This window comes from Streptomyces sp. HUAS 15-9 (assembly GCF_025642155.1).
Taxonomy (GTDB): Bacteria; Actinomycetota; Actinomycetes; order Streptomycetales; family Streptomycetaceae; genus Streptomyces.
In genome coordinates, this window is record NZ_CP106798.1 from 1,280,630 (window position 1) to 1,295,571 (window position 14,942).

Here is a 14,942-nt window from a genome sequence, read left to right on the forward strand (position 1 = left end):
GCACAGGGCACGCCGTCCGGGCCTCCCGTGCCGCGCCGCTCAGCCGAGGAACGACAGCCGGACCTGCCTGTGCGGAGCCATGTGGTGCCCCAGGGACACTCCCAGCATCGACGCCCAGCGGCCCCCGCCACCAAGATCCGGACCAGGAGCGGACCAACTTCGCTTCTCCTCCGGCGATTTCACTCATTTCCTCAGGTCAGCGGCGGATTGGGCCGTGTACCGCCAGCAGACCAAGAACCTGCTGGTCAGCTACTCCGCCAAGAAGCTGGGCTTCTTCTAGCCGCACCGGCCGAGCCGCCCGGCCCGCAATCTCCCCCGGGCCGGGCGGCTCTGCGCTGTTACGGCGCCATCTCGTACGTGCCGGACAGTGCCTCGACGCGCTCCCAGACCCGGGCCGAGCGTGCCTCGTCGATGACGGGACGCCGGACCGCGCCGAGTGCCCAGCGCTGCTGCGCCTCCGTGGCGGAGTCCTTGCCGTGCAGTTCGACGGCGTGCCCGGAGAAGTCGCGGACCAGCACCGAGAACAGCTCGTCGAGCACGGACTCGTCCAGGTCGGTCAGGCGGGCCTGCTCCAGGATCAGCTGGCCGTGCACCACCAGCGCGAACAGCTGGCCCACCGAGAGCAGGAAGTCGAGGTCGCGGCTCTGCCGCTCATCGGGGGCGACGGTGGCCACGAACTCGCACAGGGCGTCGGCCTGCTCGCGGAAGCGGGCGACGTTCGGCACCTCGGCGTACGCGTCGTAGGCGGTGCGCCAGTCGTGGAAGCGTACGGAACCCAGGCCGCGGGCCGGCCCCTGCCGGAACAGGAAGTCGTCGTCGGCGGCGTCGAGCCGGGTCGGCACGGCGGGGTACTCCACCGGCTGCAGCAGATGGTTGCGCATGAACTTGAGGATCAGCGCGAGGTTGACGTGCACCGTGCCCTCGAGCTTGGGCAGCCCCCGGATCTCGACGGCGGCCTGGGCGAAGTAGTTGTCCTTCTCGAAGCCCTTGGCGGCGATGACGTCCCACATCAGGTCGATGACCTTCTCGCCCTCCGTGGTCACCTTCATCTTCGTCATCGGGTTGAAGAGCAGGTAGCGGCGGTCGTCGGGGCCGGCCGAGCGGAAGTAGTCGACGGCGCGGTCGCTGAACAGCTTCATGCCGACGAGGCGGACGTACGCGTCGGCCAGCTCCCGGCGCACATGCGGGAAGGCGGTGACGGGGCGGCCGTAGAGGATGCGGTTGTGCGCGTGGGTGACGGCCTCGTACATCGCGTGCTCGCAGATGCCGATCGAGGCCGTGCAGAGGTTGAACTTGCCGACGTTGACGGTGTTGAGGGCCGCGTCGAAGGCGGCGCGGCCGGTGTGCAGGACGTCCTCGGGGGCGACCGGGTAGTCCTCCAGGCGGAACTCGCTGACGTACTTGGAGGAGTCGACGACGTTCTTCACCAGGTGGTACGCCGGGTGGCGGCTGTCGGCGGCGAAGAAGACGTACCCGTCGGGGCCCTCGATGTCGGTGCGGCGGCCGAAGACGGAGACGAGTCCGGCGGCGTTGCCGTTGCCGATGTAGTACTTGGAGCCGGAGGCCCGGAAGCCGCCGTTGCCGTCGGGCTCCAGCAGCATGTCGGTGGAGTAGATGTCGGCGCCGTGGGTCTTCTCGGACAGTCCGAAGGCGAAGACCTCGCCCTGGGACAGGAGTTCCGCGGCACGGCCGCGCGCCGCCGCGTTGTCGCTCTGCCAGACCGGGCCCAGACCGAGGATCGTCACCTGCCACGCGTACCAGTAGTCGAGGCCGTAGAACCCGAATATCTCGTTGAGGGCGGCGATCCGGGCGGTGTCCCAGCGCTGGTCCTGGGAACCGGCGGACGCGGCGGAGGCCGGGGTGAGGAACGTGGCGAACAGGCCCTCCTTCGCGGCGAAGGCGAGGAAGTCGCCCAGCCAGGCGCGGGAGCGGTAGTCCTCGATCAGCTTCCGCTTGCCGCGCTCCTCGAACCAGTCGACGGTTGCGCGCAGCAGCCTGCGGGTCTCGGGGTCGAAGTGCGCCGGGTCGTAGGTGTGCGGGTTGAAGAGCAGGGGGTCGGCCATGGGAGGTCCACCTTCTGAGGGGTCGGGGGCAGGGGTCGGTCGAACGGGTTCAGGCGGAGGGCGGGGGCGTGCCGGCGAGGCGGTGGAGGGTGGTGAGGACGTCGTCGAGCCAGGCGACCGTCATCCGCTCGTAGGCGATGCCGCCGCGCAGCACGACGTGCTGCAGTTCCTGGCCGGCGTCGAGCGGAGCGGGCGCGTCGGGCCCGGCGAAGTCACGCAGCTCGCCGGCGAGGTAGTGCGCGAGCCGGTCGCTGTGCACCTGGTGGTGCCGCTCCACCTCGCGGATGAGCGCGGCGGGGTCGTCGAAGGCCGCGCCGCGGATCTTCACGGCGAGTTCGTGACGGATGCTCTCGGGCTCGATCGGCTCGTGCAGCCACTGGTTGAGGGCCGTGCGGCCGGGGCCGGCGACGGAGTACTCCCGCTTGTCCGGCCGGCCCTGCTGCGGCACCTCACGGACGGCGAGCAGGCCTTCGCTCTCCATGCGCTTGAGCACGCGGTAGATCTGCTGGTGCGTGGCGGTCCAGAAGTAACCGATGGACCGGTCGAACCGCCGGGCCAGCTCATAGCCGGAGCCCGGCTTCTCCAGCAGGGAGACGAGGATCGCATGCTCGAGCGCCATACCCCTGATCTTGCTATGCAACTCGTTGCATAGACAAGAGCCACGGAACGCGTGAGACACGGCTCACCCGTGCGTCGGGCACGGGCGGGCCGGCCCGAACCCGAACGCGCCCGGCACCGGGGGCCGCGGCATCAGCCCAGTTCCGCCTCCAGCCACTTCAGGACGTCGGGCGTCACGGGGTCGGTGATGTCGGCGAACTCCTCGTGCTTCAGCAGGAACTTGGCCACGTAGGGGCAGACCGGCACGATGCGCTTGCCCAGTGCGCGCACATCGGTGAGCGCCTGCTGGACCAGCTGCCCGGCCAGGCCCTGACCGGCGTGGGCGTCGTCGATCTCGGTGTGGAAGAAGACGCGCTGGTCACCGCGGTCGCGGTATGCGGTGAGACCGGCGCGCTCGCCGTCCACCTTGATCTCGTAACGGTGCCGGGCGTCCACGCGCTCGACGGTCGGTGCCGAGGAAGGCTGGTTCATCGCGATTCCCTTCGGATGCGGTTCATGGGGTGCGGTTCGTTGAGGGTGCTGCTCGCCGCATGTGGTTCGCAGGCCGCCGTTCAGTCGCGCGGCGGATTGCCACGCGGTGCAAGGGTGGCGTTCGGCAGGGCCGGGGCGGGCAGCCGGTCCCCGGGGTATCCCTCGACGGCCCCGAAACGGTCGGAGGCGTTCTCCCATTCCTCTCGGGCCCGGACGATGTCCTCGTGAGTGCGGCCGATGAAGTTCCACCACATGACGATCCGCTCGTCGAACGGGGCTCCGCCGAGCAGGACCGCGCGAGCGGGTTCGTCCGACTCGTTGACGAGGGTCAGGGCCTCGACTCCGGGGTGGACGTAGCCCAGTTCGGCAGGGCGCAGCGTGGTGCCGGCCGCGCGGACGTGCCCGTGGTCGACGAGAAGGCCGTGTTCGAAGCCGGGGTCCACCGCCGGCGTGATCACCGCATGCGGTTCGAGGGTGATCTCGGCTCCGAGGAGGGGCGTGAAGGTCCGTACCGGCGAGACGGCTCCGGCGAGGGCACCCAGGAAGACCCTGACCTCGGCGCCGTCGATCCGCACCGGCTCGGGTACGTAGTGCTGGAAGTCCCGCTCGGCGTACCGGTGTTCGCCGGGCAGCGCCACCCAGAGCTGCACGCCGTGCAGGACGGTGGTCCGCGAGGTGGAGACCTCGGAGTGGCTGATGCCGTACCCGCCCGTCATGAGGTTCAGCTCGCCGGGCCGTACGTATGCATGGCTGCCGAGGCTGTCCCGGTGCTCGATCTCGCCGCTGAACAGCCAGCTCACCGTCTGCAGCCCGGTGTGCGGATGCGGGGCGACCTCCATGCCGCCGGTTCGGGCGACGTCGTCCGGGCCGTAGTGGTCGGCGAAGCACCAGGCGCCGATCAGGGTCCGGGCCCGCTGTGGCAGCGTGCGGCGCACGGTCATCGCCCTGGGGCCACCCAGGGGCACGTCACGCGGGGTGACTATGTCGACCTTCCACTCGTCGCTCATCGCCCCGTCGGCCTCGCCCATCGGAACCACCTCTCAAATGATGATAGTTTCGAATTCAACAATATAGGCCCGGTGATTATGCCCGAGGGAGCCCCAGATTGAGCAGCAGCCCCACATCCCGGTCGGCGGTCCGGCGGATCTTCGTCGACAAGCAGAGTCCCAAGCCGTACCACGCCCTGGTGCAGACGTCCGAGGCGGTACGCACCGCCGCGGCCGAGGCGGACCTGGACCGCACCGTCGTGGAGCTGATCAACCTCCGCGTGTCGCAGATCAACGGCTGCGCCTACTGCCTGGACGTCCACACCCGTGCCGCCCTGCGCGCCGGTGAGACGACGCGCCGGCTCGGAGTGCTGGCGGCCTGGCGGGACACCGAGGTGTTCACCCCGCTGGAGCGCGCCGCGCTCGGCCTGGCCGAGGCGACCACCGAACCGTCGGACGCCGTCGCCCAGGAGGCCGCGTACGCAGCCGCGCGGGAGGTGCTCACCGACGACCAGATATCCGCGGCGATCTGGGTGGCCGTCACGATCAACGCGTTCAACCGGGTCTCGATCATGAGCAAGCACCCGGTGCGGTACCCATAGGGCCCTCAGCCGATGAGGACCCGTGCTGGACGGGCTCCTGGCGAACCGTGAGACTGGACCGACCCGACCCGACCGGACCGGCCCCACGCCACGCCACGCCACGCCACGCCCAAGGACGGTGACCATGGATCAGGACATCCCCCGCGTCGAACTCACCCCGCGGGCCGCCGACCTGGTGCGCAGGCTGCGCGCCTCCCACGGGCCGTTGATGTTCCACCAGTCGGGCGGCTGCTGCGACGGCAGCGCGCCCATGTGCTATCCGGACGGCGAGTTCCGCACCGGCGGCTCCGACGTGCTGCTGGCCGAGCTGGAGGTCGAGGGCGTCGACGAGCCGGTCACGTTCTGGATGTCGCGGAGTCAGTACGCGGCCTGGAGCCACACGCGGCTCATCGTGGACGTGGTGCCCGGCCGAGGGAGCGGTTTCTCGCTGGAAGCACCCGAGGGGGTACGTTTTCTCACTCGTTCTCGTGTCGTGGAGGTCTAGCCACCCCGGCGGAAACCGCGTTCTGGTGCACTTCCCCTGAATCCTGGAAGCGTCGACGAGACTTCAGGGGGCGAAGTGACGCGTCGTCACAAGCAGTTGACCGCTGGAAGAACGGTACTGACGGTCCTCACGACGTTCGGTGTGCTGGCCGGTGCGGCCCTGACGGGGGCGGCACCGGCCGACGCCGTTCGGAAGACCGTCCCGATCGCACAGGGCGTCTCCTACGAGCAGTTCGACATCGCGGCGGCCAAGGGCGTGACCCACGCCCATGTGCTCCTCGTCGACCTGCGCAACACGCATGTGCACCTCGACCTGTTGTACCCGGGCGCGGTGGCCGCCCGCGCCCCCGTCTCGAACCTCGCGGACTCCGCGGGCGCGGTCGCGGGCGTCAACGGCGACTTCTTCAACATCACCGAGACCCAGCACCCGGGCGTCGAGGCGACGGGTGCGAGCGTGGGACCGGCGATCGCGAACCGGCGCGTGCTCAAGGCGGCGGTGCCGACCGGACAGCGGTTCGGGCCCTCGCTGCCGCCCGGTACGAACACCAGGGAGGTCTTCGGCGTGGGCGTCGACCGGCGGGCCCGCCTGGACCGGCTCACGCTGCTCGGGACCGTCCGCACGACCGAGGGGCCGCTGCCGCTCCGCGGGCTCAACCAGTACGCGCTGCCGGTGGGTTCCGTCGGCGCGTACACCGCACGGTGGGGCAGCGTCTCCCGGAAGCGCGCCACCTGCGGCACCGACACCGACCGGGCCGCCGCGTGCAGCAAGGACACCTACGAGGTGACGGTCCGCGGCGGCCGGGTCGTGTCGGCCTCCGGCACCCCGGGCAGGGGCCCCATCGGGGCGGGCACCACGGTCCTGGTGGGCCGGGAGGCGGGCGCCCGGCAACTGCGCAAGCTGTCCCTGGGCGAGCAGGTGAGCATCCGGACCGGGCTGTTGCCGTCCGCATCCAGGATCGCCTACCGCTTCGCCCTCGGCGGCTATCCGGTCCTGCGCGACGGGCAGCCGCTGGCCGGTCTCGACAACACCACCGCGGCCGTGCGCACCGCCGTGGGCTTCGCGTCCGGCGGACGGCGGCTGGTGCTGTTCGCGCTGGACGGGGCTCCCGCCTATCGCAGCGGCCTGACGATCGCCGAAGTCGCCGCTCAGATGCGGAAGTTGGGATCGACCGACGCCTTCAGCCTGGACGGCGGCGGGTCCACGACACTCGTCGCCCGCGCACCCGGCGGGAGCGCCGTGTCGGTACGCAACCACCCCAGCGGCGGCGCCGAGCGCCCCGTGCCGAACGGCATCGGGGTCTTCTCGGCGCCGTGACTCAAGGCCGCAAGCCACTCACGGACTCAGCACAGCAAGCTGCTCATGGACTCAGGGCCGCAGGCTGCTCACCAGGTCCGCGGTCGCGGTGAGCCCGTTGCTGATGGTGGGCGCCATGCTCGTGCTCGCCAGGTAGAAGCCGAGCAGCATGCACACCAGAGCGTGGGAGATCTTCAGTGAGCCGTTGCGCATGAAGATCACGGCCAGGATCAGGAGCAGCAGCACCACAGAGATGGAAACGGCCATCGCGAACCTCCTCCGCCACGCCCATTTCGCGGCGTTCGGCCGCAAGTGTGGCGTAGCGGAGGGTTCGTCCGGGCGGCTGACGTGTCCTCCGATCGTGTGGTGTCGTCCGGCCGTGGGGGGTTGGGCGGTGGATGTCAGGCCGTGGGACGGGCGTCCAGGAACGCTTCCAGGCCTGCGAGGTCGTCCGTGTTGAAGTAGTCGACGTCCACGGCGAGGAGCTCCGTCCACAGCGCGTCCCGTGCCGGACCGGCCGCGTCGGGTGTGGCCCAGAACCGGACCCACTGCCCGCATGCGTGTGCGGCCCGGATGATGCTCCGCAGCTTCTGGCGCTCGGCGTCCGGGAACGGACGTCGCCCAGCCAGGTGAAGTTGAGGGTCCAGTTGTCGGAGATCATCGGGACGAAAGAGGCGGGAGCCGAGGTGCCGAGGTCGGTGAGCCGGCCGTCGTAGAACGCCCGGCGCACGGTCTGGGCCTCCATCGGGACGCGGGCGGCGCGGTCGCCGGAGATCACGGCGGTGACCGGGCCGGGGTGCACGCGTCCGTGCGCGAACGTCGTGAACAGGTGCTTGTAGCGCCGCAGGTGGCGGTCGAGTTCGAGGTAGGTCGACGAGCCCTCGGTCTTGATGTCGATGAGGAGCTGCAGGGGCCCGCGCCAACCCCGGTACACGGAGCCGTGGTTGACCTTGACGCGGGCGGCCAGCGGGTCGAGGTAGAGGGATTCGAGGGTGCGGGTCGGGTCGAGCTCGGTGGCGTCGTGGGCGACGAGGAGCTGCTCGCCGACGAGGAAGATGTCGGCCTCGACGCTGTCGAACCGGTGGTCGAGGGCGTCGAACAGGGGGCGCGGGTGCTCGTAGTCGTTGTGGGCGTGGGCGCGCCACAGCGGACGCGGGCCGTGGTGGCCGCCGCCCGCCCAGGCCTGCGCGGCGGGCAGCATGAGAGTGCCCGCGAGGGCGGCGCCGAGGGTGGTGAGGGCTCTGCGACGAGTGGTGAGGGCCATGCTCTGCCTCCCTTGTAGGGCCGTATGGGACCGAAGGGAGTATGCGTTCGATCCGTGCCCAAGTGGCTTTCCCTTGCGGGGAGTTGGCCGGACCGCCGCCCTCTGTTCACTTGCGCGCGAAGAGGCCCGCCCCAGATGGGCGGGCCTCTCGTGGTGCGGTCAGGGTGCCTGGAGGTCGACCAGTTCGGCCAGTGCCTCGCGGTGGGCGCCCGCGGTGCCGTAGGCGATCGAGTCGGCCTTCGCCCGCTTGAGGTAGAGGTGGATCGGGTGCTCCCAGGTCATGCCGATACCGGCGTGGAGCTGGAGCGCCTCCTCGGCGGCGTGCACGGCAACGGCCGACGCATAGGCCTGGGCGACGGCCACCGAGACATCCGTGTCCTCGCCGGAGGCGAGCGCGTCGGCGGCGTTCCGTGCGGCGGCGCGGAGGTTGACCACCTCCAGCCACAGCTGGGCCAGCCGGTGCTTGAGCGACTGGAAGCCGCCGACCTGCCGGTTGAACTGCTTGCGCTCCTTGAGATACCGGACCGTCTCGGTCAGCGCCCAGTCCGCGACGCCGAGTTGCTCGGAGGCCAGCAGCCCGGCCCCGGCCCGCAGGGCCCGTCGTACGGCGGGTTCCGCATCGCCCAGGCGGTGTCCGGCGGCCCCGTCGAGGGTGACTGTGGCGACCGGCCGGGTCAGGTCCAGGGAGGTCTGCGGGGTGACCGTGACGGCCTCCGCGCCGACCGCGTACAGCCCGCCGTCGGCAGCCGGGACCAGCAGGACGTCGGCCGCGGCCGCGTCCGCGATCCCGGTGAGCTCGCCGTGCAGCCGGCCGTCCTGGACGCGTACGGTCTTGACGGCGGCGCCCGGCGCGGTGTGCAGGGCGACGGCGAGGACGCCGATGGTCCGGCCCGACGCGAGCTTGCCGAGCAGGTCCGCGTCCCCGCAGGCCGACAGGGCCTCGGTGGCCACGACCGCGCTGGTGAGGTAGGGCACGGGGGCCACAGCGCGGCCCAACTCCTCCAGGACCACGGCGGCTTCGCGATGCGAGGCGCCCTGGCCGCCCTGTTCCTCCGGAACCAGGAGTCCGGCCAGGCCCATGCCCTCGGCGAGCGCCTTCCACAGGGCGAGGTCGTGCGGCGCGTCCGACTCGGTGCGGGTGATGACACCCGCCGCGTCGCAGTGGTCCGTGAGCAGGTCTCGGACGGCGGCGCGCAGCGCCTCTTCCTCCTCGGAGTAGAGAAGATCCGGCTGTGTGCTCATCGGGCGAGGTCCTTCCAGGCGACGTCCTTGTCGGTGCGCGGCTCGGCGGGCAGGCCCAGGACGCGCTCGGCGACGATGTTCAGCAGGACCTCGCTGGTCCCGCCCTCGATGCTGTTGCCCTTGGCGCGCAGGTAGCGGTAGCCGGCGTCACGGCCGACGAAGTCCACCAGTTCGGGGCGGCGCATGGTCCAGTCGTCGTACAGCAGGCCCTCCTCGCCGCCGAGTTCCACCTCCAGGCCGCTGATCTCCTGGTTGAGGCGGGCGAAGGCGAGCTTCATGCCGGCGCCCTCGGGGCCGGGCTGGCCGACGGCGAGCTGCTGGCGCAGGCGTTCACCGGTGAGCCGGACGACCTCGGCCTCCACCCACAGCCTGAGCAGGCGCTGGTGCAGGTCATGGGTGCGCAGCTCGGGGCGCTCGCGCCAGGACTTGGCGACCGGGCCGATCATGCCGCCCTCGCGGGGCAGCCGCATGCCGCCGATGGCGACGCGCTCGTTGTTCAGGGTGGTCTGCGCGACCCGCCAGCCGTCGCCGACCTCGCCGAGGCGGCGGGAGTCGGGGATGCGGACGTCCGTGAGGAAGACCTCGTTGAACTCGGCCTCGCCGGTGATCTGCCGCAGCGGCCGCACCTCGACGCCCGGGTCGGTCATGTCGCAGATGAAGTAGGTGATGCCGGCATGCTTGGGCACGTCCGGGTCGGTGCGGGCGATGAGGATGGCCCAGCGGGCGATATGGGCGCTGGAGGTCCACACCTTCTGCCCGTTGACCACCCAGTCCTCGCCCTCCCGCACGGCGCGGGTGCCGAGCGCGGCCAGGTCGGAGCCGGCGCCCGGCTCGCTGAACAGCTGGCACCAGACCTCCTCGCCCGTCCACAGGGGCCTGAGGTACCGCCGCTTCTGCTCCTCGGTGCCGTAGCGCAGGATCGTCGGCGCCGCCATGCCGAGGCCGATGCCGATGCGCCGCGGGTCGTTGTCGGGGGCGCCCGCGGCCTCCAGCGTGGCGTCCACGACGGCCTGGAGGGTGCGCGGGGCACCGAGGCCGCCGAGGCCCTCCGGGTAGTGCACCCAGGCGAGCCCCGCGTCGAAGCGGGCCCTGAGGAAGTCCAGGCGGTCGGTGGTCGCGGGCGGGTGCGCGGCCAGCAACTCCGCCGTGCGGCGTTCGAGTTCGACTGCGTCGGTCATGCGGCGGCTCCGTTCTCCAGCGACGGTACGACGGCGACCCGGCCGGTGGTGACACCGTCCGCGACCCGCTGTACGGCGGCCGCGGCCCCGTCCAGCGGCACGCGCTCGCTCACCAGTGGCCTGATCGCGCCCCGGGCGGACAGCTCGGTGAGCTGCTCGTGACAGTGCTGGACCAGCTTCGGGTTCTTGGTGTTGTACAGGCCCCAGTGCAGGCCGAGGATCGAGTAGTTCTTCACCAGGGCGTGGTTGAGCCCCGGGCTGGGGATGGTGCCGCTCGCGAAACCCACGACCACGATCCTGCCCTCGAAGGCGACGACCTTGGTCGACTGTGTGTAGGCCTCGCCGCCGACCGGGTCATAGATCACATCGGCGCCGCGGCCGCCGGTGGCCTCCTTCACCGCGGCGACGACGTCCTCGCCGCGCCGGTCGATCACCACGTCGCAGCCCAGCTCGCGGGCGACGGCGGCCTTGTCGGGGCCGCCCACGACACCGATGACCTTGGCCCCGGCCGCCTTGCCGAGCTGCACGGCCGCGCTGCCGACGCCTCCCGCGGCGGCGTGCACGAGCAGGGTCTCGCCGGCCTCCAGACCGGCCCGGCGGTGCAGGCCGAACCAGCCCGTCTGGTAGCCGATGTGCAGCGCGGCGGCCTCCGCGTCGTCGAGGGAGTCGGGCGCCGGCAGCAGCGCGGCGGCGTCGGCGACGGCGTACTCGGCGAAACCGCCGTACGGCAGCGCCGGGTTGGCGAGCACCCGGCGGCCGTCCTCGGTCTCACCGCAGATCTCCACCCCGGGTGTGAACGGGAGCGGCGGCCGCACCTGGTAGTGGCCGCGGCACATCAGCACGTCCGGAAAGTTGATGTTGGCGGCACGCACCTTCAGCAGAACCTGGCCGTCGGCGGGTGTGGGCCGCTCCACCTCCTGGAGCCGCATCACCTCGCTCGGCTCGCCGTTCTCGTGCACTTGCCATGCCTGCATGCGGTGCCTCCACGGGACTGCCTCGTCTGGCCGGGGTCGATCGCATACTAAGCGGTCGCTTGCCATTCAGGGAACAGTCCCGCGTATCACGACCCGGACGGCCGCGCCCGTACGTGCATCCGCTCGCCCTGCGGACCGAACAGGCTCAGGAACTCCGCCGGCCCCTCGCCCGTCGACCCGAACCAGTGCGGCACCCGGGTGTCGAACTCGGCGGCCTCCCCCGCCGTGAGCACCACGTCGTGCTCACCGAGCACCAGCCGCAGTCGCCCGGAGAGCACATACAGCCACTCGTAGCCCTCGTGGGTGCGCGGGTCGGGCTCCTGCCGCCGCTGCGGCTCCAGCACCTTGAACGCCTGGAGCCCGCCCGGCTGCCGGGTCAGCGGCCAGTGGGTGCGCCCGTGCCGCACGATCGGCTTGGCCCGCACGCGCGGATCCCCGACCGGCGGGGCACCGACCAGTTCGTCCAGCGGTACCTGATGGGCCTGCGCGATCGGCAGCAGCAGCTCCAGGCTGGGCTTGCGCAGGCCGGACTCCAGACGGGACAGGGTGCTGACGGAGATGCCGGTCGCCTCGGACAGCGCCGCGAGGGTCACCTCCCGCTCCTTGCGGATCCGCCGCAGGCGGGGGCCCACGCCCGCGAGAACGTCGTCGGTGGTCATGTCCGTATTGCAGTTTCGGCAAACAAGTTTGTCAATCCGACGGGGTCGCGCGACCGTCGGCCGCGGAGGTGGTCATCCATGACCGAGAACACCGATCACTACGAAGTCGTCGTCATCGGGGGCGGCGCGGCCGGGCTGTCCGCGGCGCTCGTCCTGGGCCGCGCCCGGCGCCGCACGCTGGTCGTCGACGCGGGTGAGCCGCGCAACGCGCCCGCCGCGCACATGCAGGGATATCTCTCGCGGGACGGCATGTCACCGGCCGAGTTCCTCGCCGTGGGACGCGAGGAGATCGCACGGTACGGCGTGGAGCTGGTCCGGGACCGGGCGGTGGAGGTCCGACGGGACGGGGACTTCACGGTGACCCTGGCGAGCGGGCGCGAGGTCCGGGCCCGGCAGCTGGTCGTCGCGACCGGGCTGAAGGACGAACTGCCGCCGGTCGCGGGCCTGGCCGAGCGATTCGGCCGGGATGTTCTGCACTGCCCGTACTGCCACGGCTGGGAGGTGCGCGACCGGGCGTTCGGGGTGCTCGCCACGACCCCGATGAGCGTGCACCAGGCGCTGATGGTGACCCAGTGGTCCAAGGACGTGACCCTCTTCCTGCACCGGGTCGCCGAGTCGGAGCTCGCCGACGGCGACCTGCGCCGGCTGGCGGCGGCCGGGGTCACCGTGGTGCCGGGCGAAGTGGCGGAGGTGGTGGCCGACGAGGACCGGCTCACCGGGGTCCGGCTCGCGGACGGCACGGTGTACGACCGCGAGGTGCTGTTCGTGGCCCCGCGTGCCGTACCGCGAACGAACCTCCTGGCCCGGCTGGGCGCCGAGCTGCGCGAGACACCCTTCGGCACGTACCCGGTGATCGACGAACGCGGTCTGACGACCGTCCCCGGCCTATGGGCGGCGGGCAACGCCAGCGGATTCGCCGAGCAGGTGGTCAACGCGGCCAGCCGGGGCTACCGCGCCGGAGCGGCGATCAACGGAGAACTGCTCTTCACCGACCTCGACGCGTCCGCACGGGTGTAGTCCCGGCCCCCGCGTTGCACCATGGCTGCATGCTGCTGACCCGGCTCGCCCACGTGTCCCGGGAGGTCGCCGCCACCGCGGCACGGTCCCGGAAGACCGCCCTGCTCGCGGAGCTGTTCCGGGACGCGGAGGCGGACGACGTGCCGATCGTCATCCCGTATCTCGCGGGACGGCTGCCGCAGGGGCGGCTCGGCATCGGCTGGAAGGTGCTGAGCCGGAAGGTCCCGCCGGCCGCGGAGGCCTCGCTCACCGTGCGCGAGGTCGACGCCCGGCTCACCGAGCTCGGCAAGGTCTCCGGGCCCGGCTCCCAGGCGGAACGGGCCCGGCTGGTCGGCGAGTTGATGGGTGCGGCCACCGAGGACGAGCAGCACTTCCTGTTCGGGCTCATCACCGGCGAGGTGCGCCAGGGCGCCCTGGACGCCGTGGCCGTGGAGGGGCTGGCCGCGGCGACGGGCGCGGACGCGGCGGACGTACGCCGGGCGGTGATGCTCGCCGGTTCGCTGCAGACCGTGGCGCAGGCCCTGCTGGCGGACGGCCCGGCGGCCCTCGACCGGTTCCGGCTCACGGTCGGCCGTCCGGTCCTGCCGATGCTGGCGCAGACCGCCTCCTCGGTGGCGGAGGCGGTCGGGAAGCTGGGCGCGTGCGCGGTGGAGGAGAAGCTGGACGGCATCCGTGTCCAGGTCCACCGGGACGGCGACACGGTACGGGTCCACACCCGCACCCTCGACGACATCACCGACCGGCTGCCCGAGGCGATCGCCGCGGCCCTGGAGCTGACGGGCGACCGGTTCGTCCTGGACGGCGAGGTGATCTCCTTCGACGCGGACGGGCGGCCCCGCTCCTTCCAGGAGACCGCGGGACGGGTCGGCTCCCGCGTGGACGTGGCGAGGGCCGCCGAGGAGGTCCCCGTCTCCCCCGTCTTCTTCGACGTCCTCGCGGTCGACGGCCGCGATCTGCTCGACCTGCCGTTCGCACAGCGGCACGCGGAGCTGGCCCGGCTGGTGCCCGAGCCGATGCGGGTGCGGCGGACCGTGGTGTCCGGCCCGCAGGACGTGACCGGGGCGGAGGAGTTCCTGGCCGAGACGCTCGGACGCGGCCACGAGGGAGTCGTGGTCAAGGCCCTGGACGCCCCCTACAGCGCGGGCCGGCGCGGCGCCTCCTGGCTGAAGGTCAAGCCGGTGCACACCCTCGACCTGGTCGTGCTGGCCGCCGAGTGGGGTCACGGGCGCCGCACGGGCAAGCTGTCCAACCTCCACCTGGGCGCCCGCAACCCCGACGGCACCTTCGCCATGCTCGGCAAGACCTTCAAGGGCCTGACGGACGCCATGCTCACCTGGCAGACCGAGCGTCTCCAGGGGCTGGCCGTCCAGGACGACGGCCGGGTGGTGACCGTACGCCCCGAACTCGTCGTCGAGATCGCGTACGACGGTCTCCAGCGCTCCTCCCGCTACCCCGCCGGGGTCACCCTCCGCTTCGCCCGGGTGGTCCGCTACCGCGAGGACAAGCGACCGCAGGACGCGGACACGGTCGAAACGCTGCTGGCCGCGCACCCGGAGGTGAGGTCTTGAAAGAGAAGCGGAGCGCCGGTCTGCTCCTGTACCGGCACACCAGCGACGGCCTGGAGGTGTTGCTCGGCCACATGGGCGGCCCCTACTTCGCCAAGAAGGACGCCGGGGCGTGGACCGTCCCCAAGGGCGAGTACGAACCCGACGAGCCCGCCTGGGACGCGGCCCGCCGCGAGTTCCAGGAGGAACTCGGCCTGCCGCCGCCCGACGGGGAGGCCCGACCGCTGGGCGAGGTCAGGCAGACCAACGGCAAGATCGTCACGGCGTGGGCGGTCGAGGCCGATCTGGACCCGGAGTCGGTCGAGCCCGGCACCTTCACGATGGAGTGGCCGCCGAGGTCGGGACGGGTCCGGGAGTTCCCCGAGCTGGACCGGGTTCAGTGGTTCGGTCTGGACCGCGCCCGGGGGGTGATCGTCACCGCTCAGGCCGCGTTCCTGGACCGGCTGGCGGAGCACTCGGCCGAGTAGGCGATGCACGCGTTGCGGGCGTCACCGACGCGCGGGAAGGTCGAATCAAGCCCGCTCCC

Annotated in this window: 15 protein-coding genes and 1 pseudogene; 6 read left to right on the forward strand and 10 right to left on the reverse strand. The window is 71.7% G+C overall.

Translation table 11 applies throughout. The features are described 5' to 3' along the window. Positions 1-338 precede the first annotated feature (338 nt). The 4 genes from N8I87_RS05750 to N8I87_RS05765 all read right to left on the reverse strand — a co-directional run bounded on the left by N8I87_RS05750 (position 339) and on the right by N8I87_RS05765 (position 4,180). A complete protein-coding gene (locus tag N8I87_RS05750; RefSeq protein ID WP_263206082.1) occupies positions 339-2,063 on the reverse strand; it encodes an acyl-CoA dehydrogenase family protein in 1,725 nt (574 codons plus the stop codon). A gap of 49 nt (positions 2,064-2,112) precedes the next feature. Next, a complete protein-coding gene (locus N8I87_RS05755) occupies positions 2,113-2,682 on the reverse strand; it encodes a PadR family transcriptional regulator (protein ID WP_263206083.1) in 570 nt (189 codons plus the stop codon). Positions 2,683-2,813: 131 nt separating this feature from the next. Next, entirely contained in the window at positions 2,814-3,152 is a 339-nt protein-coding gene (locus tag N8I87_RS05760; RefSeq protein ID WP_263206085.1) for a GNAT family N-acetyltransferase, read from the reverse strand. Positions 3,153-3,232: 80 nt separating this feature from the next. Next, a complete protein-coding gene (locus N8I87_RS05765) occupies positions 3,233-4,180 on the reverse strand; it encodes a pirin family protein (RefSeq protein ID WP_263206087.1) in 948 nt (315 codons plus the stop codon). Positions 4,181-4,257: 77 nt separating this feature from the next. Between N8I87_RS05765 and N8I87_RS05770 the strand changes: the two genes are divergently transcribed. The 3 genes from N8I87_RS05770 (at position 4,258) to N8I87_RS05780 (ending at position 6,538) form a co-directional block, all read left to right on the forward strand. Next, positions 4,258-4,740, forward strand: a complete 483-nt coding sequence (locus tag N8I87_RS05770) for a carboxymuconolactone decarboxylase family protein (RefSeq protein WP_263206089.1) — start codon at positions 4,258-4,260, stop codon at positions 4,738-4,740. A 124-nt stretch (positions 4,741-4,864) separates the two neighbouring features. Further along, entirely contained in the window at positions 4,865-5,224 is a 360-nt protein-coding gene (locus N8I87_RS05775) for a DUF779 domain-containing protein (RefSeq protein ID WP_263206091.1), read from the forward strand. 75 nt (positions 5,225-5,299) lie between these two features. Next, the gene (locus N8I87_RS05780) at positions 5,300-6,538 is read left to right on the forward strand and encodes a phosphodiester glycosidase family protein (RefSeq protein ID WP_263206092.1); all 1,239 of its coding nucleotides are present in this window, start codon (positions 5,300-5,302) and stop codon (positions 6,536-6,538) included. 51 nt (positions 6,539-6,589) lie between these two features. Here the strand turns inward: N8I87_RS05780 and N8I87_RS05785 are convergent, their stop codons facing one another. From N8I87_RS05785 to N8I87_RS05810, 6 genes and pseudogenes are all read right to left on the reverse strand, one after another. Next, positions 6,590-6,784: a hypothetical protein gene (locus tag N8I87_RS05785; protein WP_263206094.1), complete on the reverse strand. Its 195-nt coding sequence runs from the start codon at positions 6,782-6,784 to the stop codon at positions 6,590-6,592. A gap of 134 nt (positions 6,785-6,918) precedes the next feature. Further along, positions 6,919-7,781, reverse strand: a pseudogene (locus N8I87_RS05790) (phosphatidylinositol-specific phospholipase C/glycerophosphodiester phosphodiesterase family protein). Between the two features lie 159 nt (positions 7,782-7,940). Further along, a complete protein-coding gene (locus tag N8I87_RS05795) occupies positions 7,941-9,023 on the reverse strand; it encodes an acyl-CoA dehydrogenase family protein (protein ID WP_263206096.1) in 1,083 nt (360 codons plus the stop codon). Next, a complete protein-coding gene (locus tag N8I87_RS05800) occupies positions 9,020-10,201 on the reverse strand; it encodes an acyl-CoA dehydrogenase family protein (RefSeq protein ID WP_263206098.1) in 1,182 nt (393 codons plus the stop codon). The genes N8I87_RS05795 and N8I87_RS05800 overlap by 4 nt, the downstream gene beginning before the upstream one ends. Further along, positions 10,198-11,175 (reverse strand): NADPH:quinone oxidoreductase family protein, encoded by a 978-nt coding sequence (locus N8I87_RS05805; protein ID WP_263206100.1) that lies wholly within the window; start codon positions 11,173-11,175, stop codon positions 10,198-10,200. Before N8I87_RS05805 ends, N8I87_RS05800 begins: the two co-directional genes overlap by 4 nt. A gap of 86 nt (positions 11,176-11,261) precedes the next feature. Then, positions 11,262-11,834, reverse strand: coding sequence for a helix-turn-helix domain-containing protein (locus N8I87_RS05810; protein ID WP_263206102.1), 573 nt, complete (start codon positions 11,832-11,834; stop codon positions 11,262-11,264). A gap of 78 nt (positions 11,835-11,912) precedes the next feature. On the opposite strand from N8I87_RS05810, the gene N8I87_RS05815 reads away from it, so the two are divergent. Genes N8I87_RS05815 through N8I87_RS05825 form a run of 3 tightly spaced genes read left to right on the forward strand, consistent with a single transcriptional unit; the run spans position 11,913 to position 14,883 of the window. Further along, entirely contained in the window at positions 11,913-12,851 is a 939-nt protein-coding gene (locus N8I87_RS05815; RefSeq protein ID WP_263206104.1) for an NAD(P)/FAD-dependent oxidoreductase, read from the forward strand. A 29-nt stretch (positions 12,852-12,880) separates the two neighbouring features. Beyond that, positions 12,881-14,419, forward strand: a complete 1,539-nt coding sequence (locus N8I87_RS05820; protein ID WP_263206105.1) for an ATP-dependent DNA ligase — start codon at positions 12,881-12,883, stop codon at positions 14,417-14,419. Continuing rightward, a complete protein-coding gene (locus N8I87_RS05825; protein WP_263206107.1) occupies positions 14,416-14,883 on the forward strand; it encodes an NUDIX hydrolase in 468 nt (155 codons plus the stop codon). Before N8I87_RS05820 ends, N8I87_RS05825 begins: the two co-directional genes overlap by 4 nt. Positions 14,884-14,942: the final 59 nt, after the last annotated feature.